Origin of the sequence: Streptomyces sp. V4I23 (genome assembly GCF_030817975.1) — a bacterium.
Classification (GTDB): domain Bacteria; phylum Actinomycetota; class Actinomycetes; order Streptomycetales; family Streptomycetaceae; genus Streptomyces.
Window position 1 is genome coordinate 210,476 of the sequence record NZ_JAUSZW010000001.1, and the last position, 25,041, is coordinate 235,516.

At 66.9% G+C, this 25,041-nt stretch carries 19 protein-coding genes and 8 pseudogenes; 16 read left to right on the forward strand and 11 right to left on the reverse strand.

Annotated elements, in window-relative coordinates; all coding sequences use genetic code 11:
* The first annotated feature begins 55 nt into the window (after window positions 1–55).
* Together QFZ82_RS00835 and QFZ82_RS00840 are read left to right on the forward strand one after the other, a co-directional pair.
* Entirely contained in the window at window positions 56–376 is a 321-nt protein-coding gene (locus QFZ82_RS00835; RefSeq protein ID WP_307711246.1) for a transposase, read from the forward strand.
* Window positions 373–1,305, forward strand: coding sequence for an integrase core domain-containing protein (locus tag QFZ82_RS00840; RefSeq protein WP_307711306.1), 933 nt, complete (start codon window positions 373–375; stop codon window positions 1,303–1,305). Before QFZ82_RS00835 ends, QFZ82_RS00840 begins: the two co-directional genes overlap by 4 nt.
* 23 nt (window positions 1,306–1,328) lie before the next feature.
* Here the strand turns inward: QFZ82_RS00840 and QFZ82_RS00845 are convergent.
* Window positions 1,329–1,973: pseudogene (locus tag QFZ82_RS00845) on the reverse strand (ABC transporter substrate-binding protein); the annotation flags it as partial.
* Window positions 1,974–2,180: 207 nt separating this feature from the next.
* Here QFZ82_RS00845 and QFZ82_RS00850 point away from each other — a divergent pair.
* Complete coding sequence (locus QFZ82_RS00850) at window positions 2,181–3,383, forward strand: IS110 family transposase (RefSeq protein ID WP_307711307.1); 1,203 nt, start codon at window positions 2,181–2,183, stop codon at window positions 3,381–3,383.
* A 135-nt stretch (window positions 3,384–3,518) separates the two neighbouring features.
* Here QFZ82_RS00850 and QFZ82_RS00855 read toward each other — a convergent pair whose 3' ends face one another.
* Window positions 3,519–4,280 carry a DeoR/GlpR family DNA-binding transcription regulator gene (locus QFZ82_RS00855; protein ID WP_307711308.1) on the reverse strand — a complete coding sequence of 254 codons (762 nt, stop codon included), beginning with the start codon at window positions 4,278–4,280 and terminating at the stop codon, window positions 3,519–3,521.
* A gap of 462 nt (window positions 4,281–4,742) precedes the next feature.
* Between QFZ82_RS00855 and QFZ82_RS00860 the strand changes: the two are divergent.
* Window positions 4,743–4,993 (forward strand): annotated as a pseudogene (locus QFZ82_RS00860) (transposase); the annotation flags it as partial.
* A 97-nt stretch (window positions 4,994–5,090) separates the two neighbouring features.
* Here QFZ82_RS00860 and QFZ82_RS00865 read toward each other — a convergent pair.
* The 3 genes from QFZ82_RS00865 to QFZ82_RS00875 all read right to left on the reverse strand — a co-directional run bounded on the left by QFZ82_RS00865 (window position 5,091) and on the right by QFZ82_RS00875 (window position 6,449).
* On the reverse strand, window positions 5,091–5,762 hold the full coding sequence (locus tag QFZ82_RS00865) for a transposase family protein (RefSeq protein ID WP_307711309.1): 672 nt from the start codon (window positions 5,760–5,762) through the stop codon (window positions 5,091–5,093).
* Between the two features lie 233 nt (window positions 5,763–5,995).
* Window positions 5,996–6,235, reverse strand: a complete 240-nt coding sequence (locus QFZ82_RS00870) for a hypothetical protein (protein WP_307711310.1) — start codon at window positions 6,233–6,235, stop codon at window positions 5,996–5,998.
* 70 nt (window positions 6,236–6,305) lie between these two features.
* A complete protein-coding gene (locus tag QFZ82_RS00875; protein ID WP_307711311.1) occupies window positions 6,306–6,449 on the reverse strand; it encodes a hypothetical protein in 144 nt (47 codons plus the stop codon).
* Window positions 6,450–6,666: 217 nt separating this feature from the next.
* On the opposite strand from QFZ82_RS00875, the pseudogene QFZ82_RS39605 reads away from it, so the two are divergent.
* Window positions 6,667–7,327: pseudogene (locus QFZ82_RS39605) on the forward strand (transposase); the annotation flags it as partial.
* Between the two features lie 602 nt (window positions 7,328–7,929).
* Here the strand turns inward: QFZ82_RS39605 and QFZ82_RS00890 are convergent.
* Window positions 7,930–9,236, reverse strand: a pseudogene (locus QFZ82_RS00890) (IS701 family transposase).
* A 270-nt stretch (window positions 9,237–9,506) separates the two neighbouring features.
* Here QFZ82_RS00890 and QFZ82_RS00895 point away from each other — a divergent pair.
* The 6 genes and pseudogenes from QFZ82_RS00895 to QFZ82_RS00920 all read left to right on the forward strand — a co-directional run bounded on the left by QFZ82_RS00895 (window position 9,507) and on the right by QFZ82_RS00920 (window position 14,433).
* Window positions 9,507–10,882 (forward strand): annotated as a pseudogene (locus QFZ82_RS00895) (IS1380 family transposase).
* A 217-nt stretch (window positions 10,883–11,099) separates the two neighbouring features.
* Entirely contained in the window at window positions 11,100–11,615 is a 516-nt protein-coding gene (locus tag QFZ82_RS00900) for an IS3 family transposase (protein WP_307711290.1), read from the forward strand.
* Window positions 11,588–11,869 carry an integrase core domain-containing protein gene (locus QFZ82_RS00905; protein ID WP_307711291.1) on the forward strand — a complete coding sequence of 94 codons (282 nt, stop codon included), beginning with the start codon at window positions 11,588–11,590 and terminating at the stop codon, window positions 11,867–11,869. Before QFZ82_RS00900 ends, QFZ82_RS00905 begins: the two co-directional genes overlap by 28 nt.
* Window positions 11,870–12,145: 276 nt before the next feature.
* Window positions 12,146–12,916, forward strand: a complete 771-nt coding sequence (locus tag QFZ82_RS00910) for a thioesterase II family protein (protein WP_307711292.1) — start codon at window positions 12,146–12,148, stop codon at window positions 12,914–12,916.
* Window positions 12,917–12,919: 3 nt separating this feature from the next.
* On the forward strand, window positions 12,920–13,762 hold the full coding sequence (locus tag QFZ82_RS00915; protein WP_307711293.1) for a metallophosphoesterase: 843 nt from the start codon (window positions 12,920–12,922) through the stop codon (window positions 13,760–13,762).
* Between the two features lie 29 nt (window positions 13,763–13,791).
* A complete protein-coding gene (locus QFZ82_RS00920; RefSeq protein ID WP_373429208.1) occupies window positions 13,792–14,433 on the forward strand; it encodes a 4'-phosphopantetheinyl transferase in 642 nt (213 codons plus the stop codon).
* A 73-nt stretch (window positions 14,434–14,506) separates the two neighbouring features.
* Here the strand turns inward: QFZ82_RS00920 and QFZ82_RS00925 are convergent, their stop codons facing one another.
* The 3 genes from QFZ82_RS00925 to QFZ82_RS00935 form a co-directional block, all read right to left on the reverse strand.
* Window positions 14,507–15,493 (reverse strand): hypothetical protein, encoded by a 987-nt coding sequence (locus QFZ82_RS00925; RefSeq protein ID WP_307711314.1) that lies wholly within the window; start codon window positions 15,491–15,493, stop codon window positions 14,507–14,509.
* The gene (locus QFZ82_RS00930) at window positions 15,490–15,810 is read right to left on the reverse strand and encodes a transposase (protein ID WP_307711246.1); all 321 of its coding nucleotides are present in this window, start codon (window positions 15,808–15,810) and stop codon (window positions 15,490–15,492) included. The genes QFZ82_RS00925 and QFZ82_RS00930 overlap by 4 nt, the downstream gene beginning before the upstream one ends.
* 173 nt (window positions 15,811–15,983) lie before the next feature.
* Window positions 15,984–16,109: a hypothetical protein gene (locus QFZ82_RS00935; RefSeq protein ID WP_307711315.1), complete on the reverse strand. Its 126-nt coding sequence runs from the start codon at window positions 16,107–16,109 to the stop codon at window positions 15,984–15,986.
* A gap of 181 nt (window positions 16,110–16,290) precedes the next feature.
* Between QFZ82_RS00935 and QFZ82_RS00940 the strand changes: the two genes are divergently transcribed.
* From QFZ82_RS00940 to QFZ82_RS00960, 5 genes and pseudogenes are all read left to right on the forward strand, one after another.
* Window positions 16,291–17,667, forward strand: a complete 1,377-nt coding sequence (locus QFZ82_RS00940) for an IS1380 family transposase (protein ID WP_307711316.1) — start codon at window positions 16,291–16,293, stop codon at window positions 17,665–17,667.
* A 308-nt stretch (window positions 17,668–17,975) separates the two neighbouring features.
* Window positions 17,976–19,503: pseudogene (locus QFZ82_RS00945) on the forward strand (ISAzo13 family transposase).
* A gap of 114 nt (window positions 19,504–19,617) precedes the next feature.
* A pseudogene (locus QFZ82_RS00950) lies at window positions 19,618–20,296 on the forward strand (IS5/IS1182 family transposase); the annotation flags it as partial.
* A 171-nt stretch (window positions 20,297–20,467) separates the two neighbouring features.
* Complete coding sequence (htpG, locus tag QFZ82_RS00955; protein ID WP_307711317.1) at window positions 20,468–22,429, forward strand: molecular chaperone HtpG; 1,962 nt, start codon at window positions 20,468–20,470, stop codon at window positions 22,427–22,429.
* Between the two features lie 145 nt (window positions 22,430–22,574).
* Entirely contained in the window at window positions 22,575–22,976 is a 402-nt protein-coding gene (locus QFZ82_RS00960) for a hypothetical protein (protein ID WP_307711318.1), read from the forward strand.
* Between the two features lie 5 nt (window positions 22,977–22,981).
* Here the strand turns inward: QFZ82_RS00960 and QFZ82_RS00965 are convergent.
* Both QFZ82_RS00965 and QFZ82_RS00970 read right to left on the reverse strand, forming a co-directional pair.
* Window positions 22,982–23,104, reverse strand: a pseudogene (locus QFZ82_RS00965) (IS5/IS1182 family transposase); the annotation flags it as partial.
* A gap of 110 nt (window positions 23,105–23,214) precedes the next feature.
* The gene (locus QFZ82_RS00970) at window positions 23,215–24,996 is read right to left on the reverse strand and encodes a reverse transcriptase/maturase family protein (RefSeq protein ID WP_307711302.1); all 1,782 of its coding nucleotides are present in this window, start codon (window positions 24,994–24,996) and stop codon (window positions 23,215–23,217) included.
* Window positions 24,997–25,041: the final 45 nt, after the last annotated feature.

The following is a 25,041-nucleotide window of genomic DNA, read 5'->3' on the forward strand; positions in this document are numbered from 1 at the left end:
TCAGACTTTCTGGCACAGGGGTTTGTTGAGCCCTGACGAGCTGAAGGAGAGCCTGATGAGCCGTCCGCCGCAGTTCCCGGTGGAGGACAAGATACGGATCGTGCTGTCGGTCCTGGCTGGTGAGATGACCGTCGCTGAGGCGGCCCGCCGGAACAAGACGTCGCAGACGTCGGTGGCCAAGTGGCGGGACCAGTTCCTGGAGTCCGGGAAGGCTGGCCTGACGGCCGGAACATCGAAGCAGGCCTCCAGCCGGGAGGCGATGCTCGAGGAGCAGATCGAGGACCTCAAGGCCGCGCTTGGTGAGGCCCATGTCGAGCTGCGGGTGTGGAAGAAGTCCGCTGAGGGCCGCCTGGCCCCTTCGAGGACCTCGAGGTGATCCGCACCGAAGCGGCGATGCCGACCTCGAGGTTCTGCGAGCTTGTCGGCATCCCGCGCCGCACCTGCACCCGCTGGCAGGCCCGCGCCCGCCGTGGCCAGAGTGTGGTCAAGGGCCCGTGGCCGGCGCCGGTGGTCGACCAGCTCGAGCCGATCGCCGCGAAGTACGCCGCGGACTGGCCGGCCTGGGGCCACCGCAAGATCCACTGGATGATGCGAGCCGACGGCCACGACGTGTCTGCGTCCTCCATCGAACGGGCTCTGCGCAGAAGGGATTTACTCCAGCCGGTCGACTACCAGGGAATACGCCGCGAGCTGGCCAAGGCCCGCAAGGCCGCCTTCGCCCAGCCGCCGACGAGCCCGAACGAAGTATGGCAACTGGACTTCTCCGAATACGAGACGTCCGGAGGCGGGATCTGGCGGCTGGCCGGGGTGACGGACTACTTCACCAAGTACGAGCACGGCTGGCACATCAGCCCCTCGTGCACCGGCGCCGACGCGATCGAGGCGGTGAAGCTCGCGATCGCGGAGGCCGAACGTCTCGGCGGACGTCCGCTGGCCGAGCTGCTGCCCGCCGGTCCCGACACCGGCAAAAACCGGCGCATCAAGCTGGTCACCGACAATGGCGGAGCCTTCAAGGGCGCCGCGTTCGCCCGCTTCATCGCTACCCGCCCCGAGTTGCTGCACATCCGCACCCGGGCCAAGAGCCCCGGCCAGAACGGCGTACGCGAGCGCGCCTTCGGCTCGCTGAAGTACGAGCACCTCTACCGCCTGGAGATCGAGGACCTCACCATGCTCGCCCGCGAGGCCGAGCACTACCGGCATGTGTTCAACCACAACCGACCCCACGAGGCCCTGTCCGGCCACCGGCCGATCGAGGTCTACAACGACCCGAGCCTGCATCCCCAACTTTCAAACCGAGATCACTGAGCCAAAAACTTGACGCGGGACAGAGCTATGACCTCGCCCCAGCCGGGCAGGCCACGCAGGCAAATGCCCTTCATGCCCTTCTCGGCTCCGTCCGCCTTCGCGGCAAGGTCGGCGACCTGCTGCCAGGTGGGCTTGTCGGGCATGCTCAGGCCCTGCGCCGCGAACACGTCCTTGCGGTACATGAGGAAGGACGACTCTCCGTAGAAGGGCTGGGCATAGAGCTTGCCGTCCTCGGCGGTGAGCGAGTGGCGCAGGGGTGCCAGGATGTCGTTCTGGTCGAAGGCCGTGTCCTCGGCGGCGTACGTGTCGAGGGAGTGCAGCCAGCCGTTCCTGGCGTAGATGGGCACCTCGTAGTTGCTGATGGTGGCGACGTCGTACTGGCTGGCCTGGTTGGAGAAGTCCTGGCTGATCTTGTCTCTGACGTCGTTCTCCGGCAGGACGGTGAAGTTGACCTTGATGCCGGTGTCCTTGGTGAAGTGGTGGGCGGTCAGCTTCTGCAGTTCGACCATCTGCGGGTTGTTCACCATGAGCACGTTCAGGGTCTGGTTGCCTCCGGAGGAGGACGAACCGCCGCCGGCACCCCCGCATCCTGCGGCGAGGACGACGAGGGCAGCCGTGGCGGCAACCGCACTGATGCGCTGTCCATGGTGTCGTCGCTTCAGGGTCATGGGTGTCTCCGTAAGTTGTTGGGTGGCCCGGGAGGGCCGGATGTGGCTGATGGGTTCTTGCCGACCGTGGCTTCCTTGGAGTGGCCGTCCGGCTCTCCGGGGCGCCCTGGCTGCTGATTGAGATGTGCGCTTCGGTCGCTGATTACGGAGATGACAGCGGGGTGTTCCTCGGGCCGACGGCAAGCTGTTCGGGCTGAGAAGGGGCGAGTGAGCGAGCGACGGGCCCAGGTGTGGGCCGGCATCGACGCAGGCAAGGGTCACCACTGGGCGGCTGTGGTCGACGAGACCGGCGCGACCCTGTGGTCGAAGAAGATCAAGAACGACGAGTCGGCGATCCTCACCGCCCTCGGCGAGATCCTGGAACTGGCCGACGAGGTCAGTTGGGCAGTGGACATCTCCGGCACGTCCTCTGCGCTGCTGCTGACCCTGCTCGCGGCCCACGGCCAGCAGGCCGTCTACGTTCCCGGCCGCACGGTCAACCGCATGTCCGGGGCTTACCGGGGCGAGGCCAAGACCGACGCCCGCGACGCCTACGTCATCGCCGAAACCGCCAGGCACCGCCGGGACTTCGCCCCCATCGCCGTTCCTGCCCAGCTCGCCGCTGACCTCGCGCTGCTGACCGCCCACCGCGCCGATCTCGTGGCCGACCGGGTACGGATGATCAACCGGCTCCGCGACGTGCTGACCGGAGTCTTCCCCGCGCTGGAGAGGGCCTTCGACTACAGCTCCCACAAGGGCGCGCTGGTGCTGCTGACCGGATACCAGACCTCGGCTGCCATCCGCCGTCGCGGCCGGGCCCGGCTGACGGCCTGGCTGGCCAACCGCGGCGTGCGCGGCGCTGATGCGGTCGCGGCCACCGCCCTGGAAGCCGCCCAGGCCCAGCAGACCTCGCTGCCCGGCGAGGACGTCGCCGCACAGATCGTCGCCGATCTGGCCACGCAGATCCTGGCGCTGGACGACCGTCTCAAGCGGATCGACCGGCAGATTCGCGAGACGTTTCGCAGTCATCCGCAGGCCGAGATCATCGAGTTCCTGCCCGGCATGGGACCGATACTCGGGGCGGAGTTCGTCGTTGCCGCGGGCGATCTGACCGCCTACGCGGACGCGGGCCACCTCGCCTCCGCAGCCGGCCTCGTCCCTGTTCCCCGGGACTCCGGGCGGCGGACCGGCAACCTGCACCGGCCCAAGCGATACAGCCGCCGCCTGCGACGAGTGTTCTACATGTCCGCGCAGACCAGCATCATCCGAGAAGGACCGAACCGGGACTTCTATCTCAAGAAGCGCGGCGAGGGCTGCAAACACGTCCAGGCCGTCATCGCCCTGGCCCGCCGACGGGCCAGCATTCTGTGGGCACTCCTGCGCGATCACCGACTGTTCACCTCCGCCCCGCCGGTCGCGCAAGCGGCTTGACTTCGTCATTGAGACTCCTGGGATTTCAGAGCGGCTCATTGTGCCGGTTTCGGGCGGTTCGTTCGGTGTTTCGGGGCGTGACGGCCCGTCCCGCCGGGGCGGGTGCAGTGGGTGCTGTTGTGTTGAGGTGCCGAGTCAGACGCGGACGACCTGCGGCCCCATGAGGGAGTAGCGCTGGGCCTCGACCGAGGACAGGCCCGTGTCGGTGACGACGGTCTCGAAGTCGCCGACGTCGGCGAAACGGCAGAAGCTCACCGCTCCGAACTTGCTGTGCACGCCGGCGAAGACGCGCCGTCGCGCGCTGCGCATGGCCTGCGCCTTGACCTCGGCGACGGCCGGGTCGGGTGTGGTCAGGCCGTACTCGCGGGAGATGCCGTTGGCCCCGACGTACGCCAGGTCGATGACGAAGCCGGCGAGCATCCGGGTGGCCCAGTGGTCGACCGTGGCCATGGTCTGGCCGCGCAGCCGGCCGCCGAGCAGCAGGACGGCGGTCCTCTCCGCGTCCGCGAGGACGGACGCCACGGCCAGCGAGGCGGTGACCACGGTCAGCGGCCGGTCCCTCGGCAGGTGTTCGGCGACGAGCTGCGGGGTGAATCCCTCGTCGACGAAGACCGTCTCCGCGTCACCGAGGAGGTCGGCGGCGGCCGCGGCAATCCTCGACTTCTGCGGTACCTGGCGCATGGTGCGCATCGCCAGCGTCGTCTCGAAGCCCGCACTCTCGACCGGGTACGCGCCGCCGTGCGTGCGCCGGACGAGTCCGTGCTCCTCCAGGGTGTGGAGGTCGCGGCGGATGGTCTCCTTGGCCACCTCGAGCCGGGCGGCCAGCGCGTTGACCTCGACCGACCCGTCCCGTCGGGCGGTGTCGAGAATGGCCCGCCGGCGTTCCTCGGTGTCCACGGCCCACATCCCTGCCTGTGCTGGTGCTGCATGGCGGGCCCGTCGTCCGTTCGGGCCCATGCGTCGTTTGCACAAGCAACCGAGGCCGCTGGACCAGCGTCTTCGCCGGACGGCGTATGCCCGTTCCTGCCCGTTTCGCCGAGCGCGTCGTCACTGGTCGGCCGCCTGCGCGCGAGCGCGACGGGCCCCGTCGGCGCCCGCTTCGCACGTGACGGAGTCCGAACGCTGCCCGAGTGCGACGCGAGGGGGCCGGGCAGAGTGCGGAACGCCGCCCGTGCGTCGAGGATCGGTGAATGGCCGGGACCGCCCACACGTATGCGTCTCCAAAACAGCGGGAACAGCGGCAATGACGGCACGGACGGATCTTCCGACGGACTCCAGGAGCACGCGCATGAGTGGTACAGCCCAGATCGGTGTCACGGGACTCGCGGTGATGGGCCGCAACCTCGCCCGCACTTCGCGCGCGACGTATTCAACGCACTCCTCTACATCAACCGCACCTGAATCCCCTCGAAATACCTCCCGCACGCCTTACCCCACCACTGCACCGTCTACGCCTACTACGCCGCCTGGCGAGACGAGGAAATCCTCACCCAGCTCAACTACGACCTGACCGGCCTGGTCCGCGTAAAGGAAGGACGGAAGCCCGAACGACCGCTTCCGTGATCGACACCCAGAGCGTGAAGACCTCCACCAATGAGCCTGCGCCATCTTGAAAGTCGCTGTTCAGGGGCCCTTCCGTGACGTTCAGTCTGGGTACTCGTGCTGGTCGTGCTGCGGCAGTCTGCACTGAAGATCATCTGTCATCTGTCAGCGGTGGACCTCGAGGTTCGTGAGGACGAGCAGGGCGCGCAGGAGGTGGGTGGCGCGGGCGGGTTCGGTGCGGAGCTTGGTGAGTGTGCGCCAATTTTTGAGGTGTGCGAAGCCGTGTTCGACGGGGGCGCGTCCGGCGGCGAGAACCCGGTTGGCTTCCTTTTCGCAGGTGGTGAGCTTGCGGTGGCGGGTGGCTTTGAAGCCGGTGACGACCACGGGGTCGTCGGGGTCGTCGTCCAGGCCGAGGAAGCCGAGGTCCGCGAGAGCGCCGAGGCCGGCGGCGCGGAGGTGGGTGAGGAGATGGTCGCGGCGGGCGGCGGTGATGTCGTGGGTGCGGCCGGGCCGGGCGGCCGAGATCCAGATCAGGCGGCCGCGTTCGTCGGTCAGGGCGAGGAAGTGCAGGCCGTGGCGGTGGTGCTTGCCGGAATAGTTCGGGCGGTTCGCTGGCCCCGTGCGGCGCTGGGTGGGCACGAGGGTGCCGTCGACCAGGACGACCTCGCCGCCCCGCTTGGCGATCTTCTTCAGGACGCGGTCCAGACGCGGCGCCTTGGCGGCGAGCAGGTCGATCACCTCGTCGCGCCAGCGCCGGACGGTGGTGGCGGAGATGCCGTTGCCGCCGGCCATGTCGGTCAGCCGATGGTCGTGCCGCAGGACGGCCAGGACGATCACGGCGATCTTCCCGGGTGTCCGGGTCCTCCAGCGGGAACCTATCGCCTTCAGGTGGCGTCGCAGTAGGTCGGCGAGGTGGTTGACGGTCCGCGTGGACAGCGACAGGCGGCACTGGTAGACAGGGACACGGTGCTCTCGGTGTGCTCTTTGTTTTTGCTCACACAATCTCAACGGCCGCCGGGGGCACCGCAGTTACGGCCGGATTGCGGCACCGAGAGCGGAGTCGCGGCGGGTCACGGGCGGACGGTGAACTTCCCGTCGGGACGTTTGCGCAGCCAACCGCGGTCGGACAGTTTCCTCAGCTTCCCGCGCAGCGGCTCCAGCTTGCCCTTCACCGTGACCTCCAGGCCCAGCTCCTCGCCGACCTGCCGGACCGATACCGGTCCGCCAGCCTTCCGCGCGACGGTGAGGATGCGCTGGTACTCCGGCGGGAGCGCAGTCTCCTCCACACCCGGCCCACGCTCCGGGATCATCCACACCGTCCAGCCCCCACCTGGGCAGATACCGGAGCGGCCACGGCACGCTCCTGGGTGATCTGCTCACTCATCCGCTCAAGGACCGTATCGCGACGGCGAGTTCGTCCCGCTCGGCCCGTACCTCCTCCAGCTGCTTGACCAGCTGTTCTTCGAGTGCGTCCAGCTCCGCGCGTCGCGCGGCGATCCGTTCCAGCGTCTCGGGGTCCACCATGACCCGGGATCGTAGAAGGCATACCGGCCACAGCGGGCAGGAACCGGCGAAACCACCCTGTCAGACGATCTACAGCACAGACTGCCGCCTACGACCAGCGCGAGCACCCCGAACGAACATCACGGAAGAACCCCTGACCAGCGGTTTTGAAGATGGCGCACCCTCAATGTGCCCCTGGCCAGCCAGAGAACCGACGCCGCCAAGAAAATCGTCGGCAGTCCTGGACCTCGACGCCACCCTCGTCACCTGCCACTCCGAGAAGGAAAAGGCAGCCGTCAACTACAAACACGGATACGGCTTCCACCTGCTGCTGTGCTTTCTGGACAACACCGGCGAGGCTCTGGCTGGCCTGCTGCGGCCGGGCAACGCCGGCGCAAACACTGCGAGCGACCACATCACCGTCCTGGACGCCGCGCTCGCACAGACCCCGATGCCCATCGCCACGGCACCGACATCCTCATCCGCACCGACAGCGCAGGCGGCGCCAAAGCATTCCTGACCCACCTGCGCCACCAGGGCATCCGGACGCACTTCTCCGTCAGACGCCCCGTCACCGAACCGGTCCGCCGCGCGATCCGGACCCTGCCCCGGCAGGTCTGGCACCCGGGCCCTGGAACAGGGCGGCTCCCTGCGCGGTTCAGTCGAGGTCACCGAGCGGCGCCCAGCTCTCCCTATTCGGCCTGGATGAAGGCATGCGCCACCAGGTCTTCCTCACCGACACCCCCTACGGCGAGGGCTCCATGCAGCATCTAAAGGTTCGCCACCGCGCACACGCCCGGGTCGAAGACCGCATCCCCTGCGGCAAGACCACCGGCTCCGGCCGCTTCCCCTCCTGCCACTTCCAGATCAACGCGGCCTGGCTGGAGCTGTCCCTGACCGAGACCGGTCGTCCTGCGGGCGGAGGATCTTCGTCGAGCAGGTCAGCATCAGCGGGTCAGCGGGTCAGCGGGTCAAGCGAGCGGTATCGGCGCTCCGGTCCCGGCGTGAAGCAGTGGCTGCGTGCGGTCGCTGTCGAGCTTGGGGGACGGGCCGGTGAACGGCTCTGTCGCAGGCTGCACTTGGCGGTGGCCCGCCAGAAGCTGCTGGAAGCGCCGGCGGTAGCGGCGGGCGGCGAAGAAGCCGACCCTGCGTACGCGGGGTCCCGGTGGGCACGCACCAGCAGGCATCGCGGCCGCGTGTGACCGTTTCGGAACTCCAATGCACAAGTCTCGAATGCTGGTCGTCGCCTGCTTCTCGTGCCCGATCAGACGTCCACGATCTCGGTCGTCACCGTCGTTGTCTCCCGAATGAGCCGGTGAGAGACAGAGCGAGGCGCGTGCACGCGGCACCATTCAAGGTGTTCCATAGCCGCATCCCGCTCGCGGAGCCTTGCCTCCAGGGCGCGCCACTGACCCTCGTGACCAGCCTGGACAGCCCACACGATCCCGCGAACCTCCGTCGTCACCGACCCCGACGTGCGGTTGTTCACCATGCCCTCAAGCTAGTACTCCAGTGCGGTTTCGTGATCTATCCCGTGGGTTCGTCGGCGGATCGTCGTCGGTAGTGGCTGCGACGGGCTGTGGCCTGGTGCTTTCGGCGCCAGTTGGACCAGTGCAGCAGCCTGGCCGCGGACACGGCTGGTGGGTGGAAGGCGGCGAGTAGGTGGCGGATCTCCGAAACGGTCAGCGTGATCGGTTCGCGGCTGCGGGTGGGGTGGTGCGGATCGGCGGCCCGGTCCGGGGCCGCACTGGCGGCGACGACGCTCAGGAAGGCCAGGGCAAGCATGGCGAGCGTGATGTGCCGGTGCCATGAGGTCCAGTGCCTGACCTGGTAGTGGTCGAGTCCGACCTGGCCCTTGGCTGCCTGGAAGCACTCCTCGACGCTCCAGCGGACACCGGCGACGCGGATCAGCTCCGCCAGGGGCACCTCGGTGGGTGACCAGCACAGGTAGAAGGCGAGTTCACCGGTGGTCCGGTTGCGGCGGATGAGTAGGTGGCGGTGGCTGTCGCTGCCGATGTGGATCCAGGCCCAGTCGTAGTAGCGCGGGCCCTTCGCGCCCCTCCCGGCGCTCTGGCGGTGCCAGGAGGTGGCGGGCAGGCTGCCGGCGACGGTGTCCGCGCGGACGGGGGTGCGGCCGTGGTTGATCCGCACCCTGGCCGAGCAGGCGACTGCCAGGACGTAGCCGATACCACGGCCTTCGAGGCGGGCTCGCAGGTGCGGGTCCTGGCCGTAGGCTTCGTCGCCGGTCACCCAGGAAGCGGTGAGCCCCGCGTCCAGCGCGTCGGCGATCATCTCCCCGGCCAAGCGGGGCTTGGTCGCGAACTGCACCTCCTTGGGTATCCCGGCCGCGTGACGGCGGTCCGGATTGGTGCACCAGGAATGCTCGGGCAGGTAGAGCCGACGGTCGATCAGGGCCCTTCCTCGGCTGGTGGCGTAGGCGAGGAACACGCCGACCCGGGAGTTCTCGATGCGTCCCGCGGTGCCGGTGTACTGCCGTTGCACGCCCGCCGAGGCTCGGCCCTTCTTCACAAAGCCCGTCTCGTCCACGATCAGCACCGCGTCGTCGGTGCCGAGGTGGTCGGCGACGTAGGCGCGCAGGTCGTCACGGACAGCGTCGGCGTCCCAGCGCGCGTAGCGCAGCAGGCGCTGCATCGGTCCGGGCCGGGCGAGACCGGCCTGCTCGGCCAGCTGCCAGCAGTTCTTGCGCTCGACGTTCGACAGCAGCCCGAGCAGATAGGCACGGGCGGCGGTCCGCGGCTCAACTCGGCCGAATTGTCCCGCGATCCGGGCCATGGCCTGGTCGAACATCGTCCGCCAGCGGGCAGGGTCTACGCTATGGCCTGCGGCCACCGCACGATCTTCAGGAGTCCACACAACCCCCGATGATCACGCGGTGGCCGTACGCGTTACCAGCCGGGTCCACCAGCAAGATCGCGAAACCAGACTGGAGTATTAGCCTCGCGCTTTCACGAGGTGGGGTGTCCGAGGCTTGATCAAATAAGCGGAGAGTGCTTCTGACCTGCAACGATGGGACTTGTCTAGGGTCCTGTTGGCTGCACGGAAAGAAGCACTCTCCAGGTGAAGAAGCGTATCGGGTCGTACCCGCGTGTCCGCATCGAGGGCGGCGGCCGGGCGGTGGTCTCGCAGGCTGGGGGCGTGCTGCTGGTCGAGACCGTCCGCAGGGCCGGCTTGGACACCGCGATATCAGCGGCGCTGACGCCGTGGCGGAAGGCTCGGGCGGTTCACGATCCGGGCAAGATCCTGCTGGACGTGGCCCTGGCGGTCGCGCTGGGCGGGGACTGCCTCGCGGATGTCGCCGTGCTGCGGGCCGAGCCGGCCGTGTTCGGGCCGGTGGCCTCCGACCCGACGGTCTCCCGCCTCATCGACACCCTCGCCGCGGCCGGGGAGAAGGCCCTGCGGGCCATCCGTGCCGCGCGGGCTGAAGTCCGTCAACATGTCTGGCGGTTGGCCGACCGGGAAGCTCCTGATGCGGGCGGGACGGTGACCGTGGACCTCGACGGGGTGCTGGTGATCGCTCACTCGGACAAGGAGGACGCCGCACCCACGTGGAAGCGAACCTATGGCCACCACCCGCTGATGGGGTTCGTCGACCACGGACCGGGCGGCACGGGTGAACCGGTCGCGGCCCTGCTCAGACCAGGCAACGCGGGATCGAACACGGCCACCGACCACATCACTGCCGCTCAACTGGCCTGGCCCAGCTGCCGAAGAAGTACCGGCGCGGGCGCCGGACCCTGATCCGCACCGACTCCGCGGGCGGCACCCACGACTTCGTCGCCTGGCTCGCTCAGCGAGGACGGTGGCTGTCCTACTCGGTCGGCATGGTGATCACCGAGGCGATTCACCAGCATGTGCTGAAGGTTCCGGCATCGGCCTGGACGGCGGCCGTCGAGGCGGACGGCGAGATCCGCGACGGCGCCTGGGTCGCTGAACTCACCGGCGACGTTCTGGACGGCTGGCCGCAGGGCATGCGGCTGATCGTCAGGAAGGAACGACCGCACCCCGGGGCCCAGTTGCGGCTCATAGATGCGGACGGCATGCGGCTGACCTGTTTCGCCACGAACACCTTGGGCCGGCCGATCGCCGAGCTCGAGCTCCGTCACCGGCTGCGGGCCCGGGCCGAGGACCGCATCCGCGCCGCCCGGACCACCGGCCTGCGCAACCTGCCCCTGCACCGCACGGCCCAGAACCGGATCTGGCTGGAGATCGCGCAGCTCGCTCTCGACCTGCTGGCCTGGATGCCGATGCTCGCCCTGACCGGCAAGGCCAGGCTCTGGGAGCTCCGCCGACTACGGCTCCGCCTGTTCACCGCGGCCGGACAGCTCGTGACCACCGGCCGTCGGCGAATCCTCCGCCTGGCCCGGCACTGGCCCTGGACCGGTCACATCACCGCAGCCCTCGACCGACTCATCCAACTGCCCGCCCCTGGCTGACCAGCAGATTCCCCGTCCCTTCGACAGCACCTCAACACCCTGAGCAGTGGAATCCGGCGCCATCCCGAGGCGACACTCGGGTCTTCGGCCTGCAAAACCTCAGCCCACGGCACGAAAACGGTCCACCGACTCCATCGGCGGACCGTCACGAAACTTCGAGGTTAGCGTACTTCGCGAAGGATCCCCGGTAGCGAGCAAATACGAGTTCATCGATGAGATGCGGCTCGACACGGTGGAGTACGTGTATAGCGTCGAGTTCATGTGCGGTCGGCTCGACGTGTCCAAGTCCGGCTACTACAACTGGCGAGGCCGTCCGGAATCCGCGACGGCCCAGCGGCGTGAGGAATTGAAGCTTCTCATCAAGAAGGCATTCGAGGAAGCCGACAGCACCTACGGCTACCGGCGCATCCACGCCCAGCTGCATCGCTGGGGCATCACCGCGGGCCTGGAGCTGGTCCGCCGCATCATGCGCGAGCTGGGCCTTGAGCCCTGCCAGCCGAAGCCGAAACGCTTCGGCCTCACCCAGGGCACGCCCGGTCCCGTACCGGACCTCGTCGGCCGGGACTTCACCGCCGATACTCCAGGTGAAAAGCTGGTCGGCGATATCACCTATATAGCCACCGCAGAAGGGTGGCTGTATCTTGCGACCGTCCTCGACGGCTGCACGAAAGAAGTAATCGGTTACGCGATGGAAGACCGAACTACATGTCAGTCGAGTTCGGGAAGACGCTGAAGCGGTTCGGGCTTCGCAGATCCGCCGGCCGTACCGGAATCTGTTTCGACAACGCCATGGCTGAATCGTTCTTCGGAGCCCTGAAGAACGAGCGCGTATCACGGGCGACTTACCCCACCCGCGAGGCAGCCCGGCAGGACATCACTCGATACATCGAATTCTGGTACAATCGCAAACGCCTTCACTCGGCGGTGGGTTACCGCCCTCCGTGCGAAGGCCACGCCGAGTACCAGAAGTTGCAAATCTCCGCGTGACATCAATGGCCAGATGCTGTCCAAGAAGCGCGAGGCCCCTCAAGTACCGGCAGGAGCTGATGCATCCCTATTACGCCGCCACGCGGGCTCGTGGACGACGTGATCGACCCCGCCGAACCAAAACCCGTTCTGATTGAGGCACTTGAGGCACTGCGCGCGAAGGACGCTCGGCTGTCCTCGCGTAAACACGGCAACCCGCCGATGTGGCCCGGCAAGACCACAGAACCGCAGGACAGAGATGGCAAGACGGCAAGACAGAGGGGACGTTTAGGAACCATGACAGGTAACACGGCGTGGCTGCGTCGATTCCACCCGGCGCCAGATGCCGGTGTCCGGCTGGTCTGCTTCCCGCACGCGGGAGGCTCGGCCACCTTCTACTTTCCTGTCTCCCGTACGCTGTCACGGTCGATCGAGGTGCTGTCGGTCCAGTACCCGGGTCGGCAGGACCGGCACAGCGAACCGTGTGTCAGTGACATCGGCGAGCTGGCCGACCGCGTTGTCGAGGAGCTGCTGTCCCTGGACACCAAGCCGCTGGCCCTCTTCGGCCACAGCATGGGCGCCATGGTGGCGTACGAGGCCGCCAGGCGCCTGGAGAGCAAGGAGATCAAGCCCCTGCGCCTCTTCGTCTCCGGCCGGCGCGCCCCGTCGCGTACGCGGGACGGGAACGTGCACCGGCGCGACGACAACGGCCTGATCGACGAGCTCAAGAAGCTCAGCGGGACTGACTCCCAGATCCTGGGCGACCCGGACATGCTGCGGATGATCCTCCCGGCCGTCAGGAGCGACTACAAGGCGGTGGAGTCGTACCGCCACGTTCCAGGCCCTCCGCTGGACTGCCCCGTCGTCGCTTTCACCGGCGACGACGACCCCCAGGTGACGCTCGACGAGGCGAAGGCCTGGAGCGAGCACACGGTCGGCGGCTTCGAACTCAAGGTGTACGAGGGCGGTCACTTCTACCTCAACTCCCATGCGGAAGCGGTGATGGAGGCGTTCTCGGCCGGCATCGCGGAGTCGTCGCTGACCGGCCCGCCCGCGTCGGACCGGTGACGGATGGCCCCCGCGAACCGGCTCGGCATCAGCGATCTGCACGTCAGCCATCCGGAGAACCGGGAGATCGTGGAGAACCTGCGCCCGACGGCGGCCGACGACTGGCTGCTGGTCGCCGGTGACGTCGGGGAGCTGACCGAAGACATCGAGTGGGTGCTGAGCACGCTGCGGGACCACTTCGCCAAGGTCGTCTGGGCGACGGGCAACCATGAGCCGTGGACGCCCCGCGAGGACCCGGTGCAGCTCCGGGGCGAGGAGAGATACCGCTACCTGGTGGACCTGTGCAGGGGGATGGACATCCTCACCCCGGAGGACCCCTACGCGGTGTGGGAAGTGGCGGGCGGACCGGTGACGGTGGCGCCGCTGTTCGTGCTCTACGACTACAGCCTCCGTACGCCGACCGCCGTGACCAAGGAGGCGGCGCTGGAGCAGGCGTACGAGAAGGGAGTGGTGTGCACGGACGAGTTCTTCCTCCACCCGGACCCCTATCCCAGTCGTGAGGCCTGGTGCGACGCTCGGGTGCGGGAGAGCGAACGGCGCCTCGCCGCGTGCGACCCCGACCTGCCCACGGTGCTGGTCAACCACTATCCGCTGGTGCGCCATCCGACCCGGATCCTGTATCACCCTGAGTTCGCGCAGTGGTCCGGCACCGTGCGGACGGCCGACTGGCACCACCGGTTCCGCGCCCGGTCGGTGGTGTACGGCCATCTGCACATCCCCCGGACGACCTGGCACGACGGCGTGTGCTTCGAGGAGGTGTCCGTCGGCTATCCGCGCGAGTGGCGCCGCCCCGGCCACCCGCGCAACGTCCCCCGTCGTGTGCTGCCACAGACGAGAACTCCGTGATCGAAGAGATACTCCCGCCGAACGTCGTTGTGGCCGAGGCGTACGACGACTTCGCACCGGCCGAGCTATATCCGGAGGAGGCCAGGGTCGTCGCGAACGCCGTGGACAGTCGGCGGCGTGAGTTCGCCACGGCACGGCTGTGCGCGCGACGCTGCCTCGCCCAGCTCGGCCTGCCGTCCGGGCCCCTGCTGCCCGGCTGGCACGGAGCGCCGCGCTGGCCGGAATCCGTGACAGGCAGCATTTCGCACTGCACCGGCTATCGAGTCGCGGCCCTGGCCCGTACGTCCGATGTCGCCATGATGGGGATCGACGCGGAACCCGATCAGCCGCTGCCCGAAGGCGTGTTGGAGACCATTGCCCTGCCCGGTGAAATCGCGCGCCTGCGCAGACTCCGGGCGACCGAACCCGGCGTGTGCTGGGACCGCCTGCTGTTCAGCATGAAGGAAGCGGTCTACAAGGCCTGGTATCCGGCCACGGGGCGCCGACTGGATTTCGAGGACGCCGACATCGAAGTGGACGCCGCGGCAGCCTCCTTCACGGCACGCATCATCCCTTCCCGGCCCCAGTTCAGGGGAGAAGCCGGCCTTCTGAAGGGCCGTTGGCTGGCCCGCCGAAATCTTGTGGTCTCCGCTATCGCCGTACCGAAGACGGTGGTCGTGCCGAGGGCGTGACCCGGACGGACGCTTGCTTCGTACGTGGACAACGACCGGGCAGCGCATGCTCAGCTGACCCGCGCGACCGCCCCTACCCGCCCACGACCCGAAAGACATCGGAGTGTCCCGCGTCAAGTTTTTGGCTCAGTGATCTCGGTTTGAAAGTTGGGGATGCAGGCTCGGGTCGTTGTAGACCTCGATCGGCCGGTGGCCGGACAGGGCCTCGTGGGGTCGGTTGTGGTTGAACACATGCCGGTAGTGCTCGGCCTCCGGGGGCGAGCATGGTGAGGTCCTCGATCTCCAGGCGGTAGAGGTGCTCGTACTTCAGCGAGCCGAAGGCGCGCTCGCGTACGCCGTTCTGGCCGGGGCTCTTGGCCTGGGTGCGGATGTGCAGCAACTCGGGGCGGGTAGCGATGAAGCGGGCGAACGCGGCGCCCTTGAAGGCTCCGCCATTGTCGGTGACCAGCTTGATGCGCCGGTTTTTGCCGGTGTCGGGATCGGCGGGCAGCAGCTCGGCCAGCGGACGTCCGCCGAGACGTTCGGCCTCCGCGATCGCGAGCTTCACCGCCTCGATCGCGTCGGCGCCGGTGCACGAGGGGCTGATGTGCCAGCCGTGCTCGTACTTGGTGAAGTAGTCCGTCACCCCGGCCAGCCGCCAGATCCCGCCTCCGGACGTCTCGTATTCGGAGAAGTCCAGTTGCCATACTTCGTTCGGGCTCGTCGGCGGCTGGGCGAAGGCGGCCTTGCGGGCCTTGGCCAGCTCGCGGCGTATTCCCTGGTAGTCGACCGGCTGGAGTAAATCCCTTCTGCGCAGAGCCCGTTCGATGGAGGACGCAGACACGTCGTGGCCGTCGGCTCGCATCATCCAGTGGATCTTGCGGTGGCCCCAGGCCGGCCAGTCCGCGGCGTACTTCGCGGCGATCGGCTCGAGCTGGTCGACCACCGGCGCCGGCCACGGGCCCTTGACCACACTCTGGCCACGGCGGGCGCGGGCCTGCCAGCGGGTGCAGGTGCGGCGCGGGATGCCGACAAGCTCGCAGAACCTCGAGGTCGGCATCGCCGCTTGGGTGCGGATCACCTCGAGGTCCTCGAAGGGGCCAGGCGGCCCTCAGCGGACTTCTTCCACACCCGCAGCTCGACATGGGCCTCACCAAGCGCGGCCTTGAGGTCCTCGATCTGCTCCTCGAGCATCGCCTCCCGGCTGGAGGCCTGCTTCGATGTTCCGGCCGTCAGGCCAGCCTTCCCGGACTCCAGGAACTGGTCCCGCCACTTGGCCACCGACGTCTGCGACGTCTTGTTCCGGCGGGCCGCCTCAGCGACGGTCATCTCACCAGCCAGGACCGACAGCACGATCCGTATCTTGTCCTCCACCGGGAACTGCGGCGGACGGCTCATCAGGCTCTCCTTCAGCTCGTCAGGGCTCAACAAACCCCTGTGCCAGAAAGTCTGACGCGCGACAGGAGAACCCGCACCGGACGGCCACCCGGCACACCCTGCTGCCCGCACTCGAAAGACCACCCCGAACCCGCCCGACACCCGTGATCAGTATTCACGCGATGGACCGATTTTCAGGGTGAGTTGGCCAGATCGGTACAGCCCCGTTCGACCAGACGCTTCAGCTTCGTGCGCGCTCCCTCGATCTTCGCGGCCTCGGCCGCAAGGCCGATCCTCGGCACGATCTGTTTGGCCCGCACGGGCCCCGGAGCGTCCCCACGACCTCCCGGATGTCCTGGGCAGCACACCCGGCTCGTTAGCCTCGCGCTTTCACGTGGCAGGGCGTCCGGTGGGTGATCAGAAACGCAGAGAGTGCTCCTGACCTGCAACGATGGGACTTGTCTAGTGTCCAGGTCGTCGCATGAAAGAAGCACTCTCCAGGTGAAGAAGCGTATCGGGTCCTACCCGCGTGTCCGCGTCGAGGGCGGTGGCCGCGGGGTGGTGTCCCAGGCCGGTGGTGTGCTGCTGGTGGAGACGATCCGCAAGTCCGGTCTGGATCAGGCGATATCGGCGGCGCTTGAGCCGTGGCGAAGGCCGCGGGCGGTGCATGATCCGGGCAAGGTCCTGCTGGATGTGGCGCTCGCGGTCGCGCTGGGTGGGGACTGCCTGGCAGACGTCGGTCTGCTGCGGGCCGAACCGTCGGTGTTCGGGCCGGTGGCCTCCGATCCGACGGTATCCCGGCTGATCGACACGCTGGCAGCGGGTGGGAAGCGTGCTCTGACCGCACTGCGGCAGGCCCGCTCTCAAGTCCGTGAATGTGTGTGGACGTTGGCCGGTGAGGAAGCTCCGGACGCCGGCGGGCAGGTGGTCGTGGACCTGGGCGGGGTGCTGGTGATCGCGCATTCCGAGAAGCAGGATGCGGCCGCGACCTGGAAAAAGACGTTCGGGCACCATCCGCTGATGGGGTTCGTCGACCACGGCCGGGGCGGGTCCGGGGAGCCGGTGGCCGGGCTGCTGCGGCCCGGGAACGCGGGCAGCAACACCGCTGCGGACCACATCGAAGCCGCCAGGATCGCCCTGAAGCAGCTGCCGAAGAAGTACCGGCGCGGACGGCGGACGCTGATCCGCACCGACTCGGGCGGCGGCACCCACGAGTTCGTGGACTGGCTTTCCGCGCGCGGCCGGTGGCTGTCCTACTCGGTCGGCATGACCATCACCGATGCCATCCACCAGGCCGTCGGGAAGGTCCCGGCATCGGCCTGGACGCCGGCCGTCGAGCCCGACGGCGAGATCCGCGACGGTGCCTGGGTCGCCGAACTCGACGGCGACTGCCTGACCGGCTGGCCCAAGGAGATGCGGCTGATCGTGCGGAAGGAACGCCCGCACCCCGGCGCCCAACTGCGCTTCACCGACGCCGACGGCATGCGCCTGACCTGCTTCGCCACCAACACCAAGCATGCTCCGATCGCCGCGCTCGAACTGCGGCACCGCCAGCGCGCGAGGGCCGAGGACCGCATCCGCGCCGCCCGCGCCACCGGCCTGCGCAATTTGCCCCTGCACGACACCGCGCAGAACCAGATCTGGCTGGAGATCGTCCAGATCGCCCTCGACCTGCTCGCCTGGATGCCCATGCTCGCTCTGGCCGGCACCGCCCGGGTGTGGGAGCCCAAACGCCTGCGCCTGCGGCTGTTCTCCATCGCTGCCCAGTTGGTCACCACCGGCCGCCGCCGCATCCTCCGGCTCGCGAAACACTGGCCTTGGACCAACCTGATCACCGACGCGTGGGCACGACTCGAAGCCCTCCCCAGCCCCGGCTGACCAACACTTTCTCGTCCCTACGGGCAGCGCAAGCCCACCGGAGCAGTGGAACCCGGCGCCCACCCGACGCGACTGCCGGGGCGATGTCATGCCCGAAACCCACAGCACAGACAGAAACAGCCCGCCAGATGAACTGGCGAGCTGTCATGAAAGCCCGAGGTTAAGGGCTCGCAGAGAATCAACGTGTTGCTTTCGTGGGTCTGGCTCGTTGATGTGGTATGCGCGTATCGCAGGAGAATCGTGATCAACTCGCGCTGAGATTCTCGGTGTTGTTTCCACATCTGGATGAGCGCCAGCGTCGGCTGCTGATGGGGGCCGAGGCCCGGATCTTGGGACACGGCGGGATCCGGGCGGTCGCGCAGGCGGCCGGAGTCAGCGAGACCACCGTCAGCAGTGGTGTGAGCGAGCTGGAAGCGGGGGCGGAGCCGCTGGGTCGGGTCCGCCGGCCCGGCGGCGGACGTAAGAGGGCGGCCGACGTGGATCGAGGGTGCGACCTGCACTGTTGGCGCTGGTCGAGCCGGAAGTGCGCGGGGATCCGATGTCGCCACTGCGATGGACGACGAAGTCGACGCGCAAGCTCGCCGGCGAACTCACCCGGCAGGGTCACCGGGTATCAGCGGACACTGTCAGTGACCTGCTGAGGGAGGAGGGCTTCAGCCTGCAAGCGAGCAGGCCAGGCATCACATGGACGCCAGCCAGCCAGTGATCAGTGTGGACACCAAGAAGAAGGAACTCGTTGGCGAGTACAAGAACGGCGGCCGCGAGTGGATGCCGGCCGGTGAGCCGGTGAAGGTCAAGACGCACGACTTCCTCGACCGGCAGGGACCGGGCAAGGCGATCCCGTACGGGATCTATGACATCGCCGCGAACACCGGTTGGGTCAGCGTCGGTACCGATCACGACACCGCCGCCTTCGCCGTGGAATCCATCCGCCGCTGGTGGCAGGCTCGAGGCCGGCACGACTACCCGGCCGCCACGCGCCTGCTGATCACCGCAGACGCGGGCGGCTCCAACGGCTACCGCACCCGCGGCTGGAAGAAGGAACTCGCAGCTCTGGCCGCCGAGACGGGCCTGGACATCACGGTCTGCCACATGCCGCCGGGCACTTCGAAGTGGAACAAGATCGAGCACCGGTTGTTCTCCCACATCTCCATGAACTGGCGCGGCCGCCCGCTGACCAGCCACGACGTCATCGTGAACAGCATCGCGGCGACCACCACCCGCACCGGGCTGACAGTCCATGCCGAACTCGACCCGGGCACCTACGACACCGGCATCAAGGTCACCGACAGCGACATCGACACTCTGCCCATGCACCGGCACCGCTTCCACGGCGACTGGAACTACACCCTCCACCCTCAGCCCCGCGACACCAGCGCGGCCAAGAACACGCGGTCAGCCGACTGCCCGTCCCCACAGCCGTGCATCAGGTGTCTGCGCAACCAGGAGCTGACCGGTATGCCCGAACCGGTGCTGGACGAACTTGTCGGCCAACTGGCCCGGACACTGGACGACTTACGTGAGCAAGGACGGCTCCAGCGGCGAGGAGGCGAGCGCATCCGCGCTCGCGGCGCAGGGGCCAAGGACAAACTGACCACCGCCGACAGAGTCCTGGCCACCGTGCTCTACCTGCGCAAACTCGGCACCCGAGACCTGGTCGCCCAGTTATTCGGAGTCAACGCCAGCACCCTCACCAGGGCCGTTCACCAGGTCCAGCCCCTCCTGGCCGAGCGCGGCTACACCATCCCACCCTCGACAGCCAGGTTCCGGACACCTGCTGACGTCACCGCATTCCTCACGAACAGCAGCACCACAGAGATCAAATCAGCATGTTGATTCTCTGCGAGCCCTTATTGATTCTGGTGACCGATTCGTGCCCGATTCGTCAGTGGAGGTGGCTGCCCTCTGACGAAACGGCGCGCAATGGCAGCGGCCGATCGGCACGATACGCTGGTGGCGTTGGTGCGGCGGCGTGGTGGGGATGTGCAGAGGGGCCGGCCGTGGCGACTGCCGCGGGGGGCCGGGCCGGGTCATGCTGGCGGCCACGTGCTGGCGCACGAGTCTCACGCTGCGGCAGGTGGCGCCGTGGTTCCGGATCTCGAAGTCCGCGGCCGATCGCATCCTCGATCACCTCGACCCGCTGCTGACGGTCTCTCCGGCCCGCCGGCCGCGCAAGGACACCGTCTACATGGTGGAGGGCAAGCTGGTGCCTACCCGCGATCGCAGCGTCTCCTCGTCCAGCTGCCGGTACGCGACCAACCTACAGGTGGTCATCGGCGTCAACAGCCGCCTCCTCGTGGCGATCGGCATTCCGCTGCCGGGCAGTCGCAACAACTGCCGGGCGTTTGCCGAGTCGGTGGCGACCGAACCTGCCGCGGAACCGGTCATCGCCGATGGCCGACACCAGGGAACCTGGGCTCTCATACCGCACGGCAAACGGCCTGGTCAAGAACGCCTGATTTGGAGAAGGAGGCGGAGAACACGGTCCATCGCGGGGCCCGAGCCCGGGTGGTACACCTTGTCCCGGCTGAAGAACTGGAAGGTGCTGCGGGACTGCCGTCTCAGGGGCAAGGGCGTTCACCAGGCCATGCTCGGCCTCGCCCGACTCGACAACCTCGCCCTCACTGGATACATCCCACACGGGAGAACCTCCAAGGGGAGGGCGGCTCGCCGGGTGCCGGGTGCCGGGTGCCGGGTGTAACCGTGCCAGGCACAACCTTCCGATCAAGCTACTCAGCGCGGCCATACCGTGCTTGAGTATGTCGCCGTAACGTCATACCCCGAGGAGGAATCACGAGTCATGACGACTGAGACCCACGAATTCCAGGTAGAAGCGCGTCAGCTCTTGCAGATGGTGATCCATTCGGTCTACTCGAGCAAGGATGTATTTCTGCGCGAGCTCATCTCCAACGCCTCGGACGCGCTCGACAAGCTGCGCCTTGAGACTCTGCGCGATGACACACTCGGCGCGGACGTGTCCGATCTTCACATCGGCATCGAGGCCGACACGGAGGCCCGCACTCTGACCGTGCGGGACAACGGCATCGGCATGTCGTACGACGAGGTGGTCCAGCTCATCGGCACGATAGCCAACTCCGGGACCGCGAAGTTCCTGCAGGCGTGGAAGGAATCCGAGGACACAGGCGCCACCGACAGTCTCATCGGGCAGTTCGGTATTGGGTTCTACTCTGCGTTCATGGTGGCAGACAAGGTCACCCTGCTGACCCGGCGAGCCGGAGAGTGTCAGGGCACACGCTGGACGTCAAACGGCGAGGGCACCTATATGATCGAGACCGTCGACGAAGCACCACAGGGCACCTCGGTCACGCTCCTCCTCAAGCCCGCGGATACCGAGAACCAGCTCCACGACTACACCTCAGCCGGGAAGATCCAGGAGATCGTCAAACGGTACTCGGACTTCATCACCTGGCCCATCAGGATGGCCGCCCAGACGACCACCGCAGAGTCCGGGGAAGACGGCGCGGACACCCTGCCCGAGCCCGAGACACTGAATTCAATGAAGGCGCTGTGGGCGCGTTCACGGGACGAGGTGTGCGACGACGAATACCACGAGCTGTACAAGCACATCAGCCACGACTGGATGGATCCGCTGGAGACCTTCCGGCTACAGGCGGAAGGCACCTTCGAGTATCAGGCCCTGCTGTTCATCCCCTCGCACGCCCAACACGACCTCTTCATGCAGGGCTACAACCGCGGTATCCAGCTGTATGTGAAGCGAGTCCTCATCATGGAGGACTGCGAAGCACTCCTGCCGCCCTACCTTCGCTTCGTCAAGGGCGTAGTCGACGCACACGACCTGTCGCTCAACGTCTCCCGAGAGATCCTGCAGCAAGACCGCCAGATACAGATGATGCGCCGCCGATTGACGAAGAAGGTCCTGGCGACCATCAGAGATCTGATGTCGAACGCTCCGGAGCGTTACGCCACCCTCTGGCGGGAGTTTGGTCGTGCCCTCAAGGAAGGGCTGCTGAGCGACTTCGACAACCGCGATGCCATTCTTTCCGTCTGCTCGTTCCCCTCGACGCACGACAAGAACGAACCGACCCTCCTCAAGCAGTACGTCGAACGTATGAAGGACGGGCAGGAGCACATTTACTACCTGACGGGTGAGTCCCGTCAGGCGATCGAGAACTCACCGCACATGGAAGCCTTCCAAGCCAAAGGCATGGAGGTGCTGCTGCTGACCGACCCCGTCGACGAGGTGTGGGTCGATGCCGTGCCGGCGTTCGACGGAAAGCAACTGCGGTCCGTCGCGAAGGGCGATGTCGACCTGGGCACCGCCGAGGACGAGAAGGCAACCGAGACCGCGCGCGAGAAACTGCAGCAGGAGTACGCGGAGCTGCTGACATGGATGACCGACCGGCTTGGCCAGGACGTCAAGGAAGTACGACTCTCCTCCCGCCTGACCGTATCGCCCGCCTGCCTCGTCTCTGACACGCACGACATCACGCCGGCCTTGGAGAACATGTACCGCGCCATGGGTCAGGACGTCGCCTACACTAAGCGCATCCTCGAACTCAACCCGGGCCACGCGTTGATCAGCGGCCTCAACAAGGCGCACACCGAGGGGCAGAACTACGCTGAGACCGACCTGGACGAGATGGTCGAACTCGTCTATGGTCTGGCGCTTCTCGCCGAGGGCGGCATGCCCGACGACCCGTCACGATTCATGAGGCTGGTTGCGGACCGCGTCGAACGCACTCTGCGGGGGGCGCACAACCGACCAACCACCGAGGTGTGACGCGCTCGCCGCCAGGGGCGGGCATTGTCCTGCCTAGCCTCAATACCGGTAACTTACTGATCGTTTCAGAATGCCGTCCTGCGGAGACGCTGGCGGCCCCATGGAACAATCCTTTCAGCCACGGGCTCAGGGGAGATGACGCCGTATGGAACGGGTTGGGGCTGCGCGAGACCTCGTGCTCGGTTACGTCCGCGCTCTGAACGCGATTGATGAGGCCATGAAGGGGGCGATCCCCTCGCTTGAGCGACTGGCGGACATCGTCGGCCTGGCCCGTTCGCGCTGGATCAGCCGGAGTGATCACGTCGGCACCTACTCGTACAAGGTTCATGGGGCAGGGTGCCGCTTCGTGAGCGACAACGGCACTGAGGTCGATGTGGACTTTGCAGCCGACGGGAGCGAAATCTTCGACCCCTGGCGGCTACGCGGGTATGGGCTGAGCCTGCCGGAGCCTCTTGAGGTCACGGATCAGGACATGCGGTCCGCAGTGCGGTCGCTGCAACCGCTTCTGAACGAGGTGCGGCCGGGGTGGTTCAGCGTAGCCAACTGATCGCTTCAGGGCGAGGTTCGTAGGCGGCGGAGGCATATGAGACTGCAAGCCAGTTCGAGCAGGCCCTGGTGGAGATCGGCGCGTCGCTCGTAGCGGGTGCGGAGCCGTTTGAACTGGTGCAGCCAGGCGGTTGGGTCGGCCGCGCGGCGAGGTGCTTGCCGTGGGGGCGAGTCCTGTTCCGCGCGGCCTCCCGCCGAACCGGACATGACGGTTTCCCGGTCATCCGGCTCTCCAGTGACTACTGCGTGAGTGGTCTGGCTGGCCGTTCTGAGTGGATACGGTCGTGGCAGGTGTCGCAGGCCACGACGGTTTTGCGTCGCCGGTGGAGCATGACGCGCGCCCAGTCGGAAGGCTGCCATCCGGAATGTGCGAGGTCGGCGAGAGCGCGGACGTGGTGCACTTGCACGTTGCCCTTGCTTCCGCAGATCTCGCAGGTGTCCGCGAGGAGTCTCGCGATGAGTTCCTTCTGCGGATAGTCCACCCGTACCGGCTCGCGATCGGCGAGTTCTGCCGCCCGCTGCCGTTGGAGGGGAATCCCGCCGAACCGTGCCACCAGTGGTTTCCTGTTCTTCCGCTCGATACGGGCCTCGAAGCACACTCGGGGCCCGTTGGGGGTGTCGATTCTGGTCTTGTGCTTGGCGGCCATCTTCGACACTGACGAACGGTGCTTGGCTGCGAGAGTTTTGAGCATGGAGGTCTCCATGACCCATTGCAGCCGGTGCAGCCGGAAGACGTCTCCGGCGAGCAGGTAGTACTGGACGACGCCCCGGTAGATGGTCCCGAAGGTCGCCACGATCGCGTGATCGCTGCTGTTGGTCAGGGCCGTCTTCTTCGCGGGTTTCCCGCGGGCGATATAGGGGGCGCACTTGGCTTTGATCACGTCCCGTGGAACACGGAGTGCTATCTGACCGTTGACCCGACGGTAACGGCCGGTTTTCTTCGTGTCGTTGTGCTGGGTCGTGATCTCATAGCCGAGAAACCTAGCTGCCCGGGTGCGGGCATGGGTGATCAGCGTCTTTTCCTGGGACAGTTCCAGCTTGAGTTTGTCACGCAGGAACTGGGCCAGGCGTTGTTTGATCTGCTCGGCCTCGGCTTTCGGTCCGGTGAAACCGAGGAGGTGATCGTCCGCGTAGCGTATGTAGCGCAGCCTGCGATATGCCGGATCATTGGGATCCGCGCTCGGCAGGCTGACCATCCGCTGACGCAACGCACGGGCCTGGGCCCGATCGCCGCGCCGGCGGGCTTTCGCCAGCAGATTCTGCAACTCCAGGTAAGCCGGGTTTCGGGCCCGGCGGTCTCCTCGGGTGTACTCCGGAATCAGAACCGTTTCTACAAACTCATCCAACTTGTGCAGGTAGATGTTGGACAGGATTGGGGAGGCCACTCCGCCTTGCGGCGCTCCGGAGAGCGTGGTGCCCCATCTCCAGTCCTCCAGGTATCCGGCTGTCAGCATGTTGCGCACCAGCCGTAGAAACCGCTGGTCATGGATCTTTTCGCCGAGGATCGACAGCAGGACCTGGTGGTCCAGGCTGCCGAAGCAGTCGGCGATGTCCCCTTCGATGAACCAGGATGTCCCGGTCCAGGTGTGGTCCACCTCCCGCAACGCGGTGTGGCAGCCTCGGCGGGGACGAAATCCATGTGAGCGGTCGGAGAACGTTGGCTCGTAGTACGCCTCTAATAACAGGCGGACCACTTCTCCAACGAGCTTGTCCGACCAGGTCGGCAGCCCCAGCGGGCGCGTCTTCCCGTTCTTCTTCGGGATATGGATGCGTCGGACCGGCTTGAAGCGGTAACGCTCGTGACGCATCGCTTCAATGATCCGGCCGATCTTCCGCTGTGACATACCGTCCACGGTTTCCGACGTGACCCCGGGCGTCATCGCGCCGTGGTTGGCGTAAATGCGCCCGTAGGCCAGCAGATACAACTGCGGGTTGAACAGTTGCCTATACAGTTCATTGCACGGCAGGCCGCGCCTGCCGCGTTCACGCAGGACACCCAGCACCGTTTTGGCGCTTTGCATTCCGCATACCTCCCGGATTCGAGTGTCCGAATCACCTGGCCCCCT

What these genes read in the sequence shown, in the direction of transcription:
- QFZ82_RS00835 (WP_307711246.1), top strand. Translation starts at nt 56, where the DNA reads ATGAGCCGTCCGCCGCAGTTCCCGGTGGAGGACAAGATACGGATCGTG.
- QFZ82_RS00870 (WP_307711310.1), bottom strand. Translation starts at nt 6,235, where the DNA reads ATGATCCCGGAGCGTGGGCCGGGTGTGGAGGAGACTGCGCTCCCGCCG.
- QFZ82_RS00875 (WP_307711311.1), bottom strand. Translation starts at nt 6,449, where the DNA reads ATGGTGGACCCCGAGACGCTGGAACGGATCGCCGCGCGACGCGCGGAG.
- QFZ82_RS00900 (WP_307711290.1), top strand. Translation starts at nt 11,100, where the DNA reads ATGCGGCTCGACACGGTGGAGTACGTGTATAGCGTCGAGTTCATGTGC.
- QFZ82_RS00905 (WP_307711291.1), top strand. Translation starts at nt 11,588, where the DNA reads ATGTCAGTCGAGTTCGGGAAGACGCTGAAGCGGTTCGGGCTTCGCAGA.
- QFZ82_RS00910 (WP_307711292.1), top strand. Translation starts at nt 12,146, where the DNA reads ATGACAGGTAACACGGCGTGGCTGCGTCGATTCCACCCGGCGCCAGAT.
- QFZ82_RS00915 (WP_307711293.1), top strand. Translation starts at nt 12,920, where the DNA reads ATGGCCCCCGCGAACCGGCTCGGCATCAGCGATCTGCACGTCAGCCAT.
- QFZ82_RS00930 (WP_307711246.1), bottom strand. Translation starts at nt 15,810, where the DNA reads ATGAGCCGTCCGCCGCAGTTCCCGGTGGAGGACAAGATACGGATCGTG.
- htpG (WP_307711317.1), top strand. Translation starts at nt 20,468, where the DNA reads ATGACGACTGAGACCCACGAATTCCAGGTAGAAGCGCGTCAGCTCTTG.
- QFZ82_RS00960 (WP_307711318.1), top strand. Translation starts at nt 22,575, where the DNA reads ATGGAACGGGTTGGGGCTGCGCGAGACCTCGTGCTCGGTTACGTCCGC.
- QFZ82_RS00970 (WP_307711302.1), bottom strand. Translation starts at nt 24,996, where the DNA reads ATGCAAAGCGCCAAAACGGTGCTGGGTGTCCTGCGTGAACGCGGCAGG.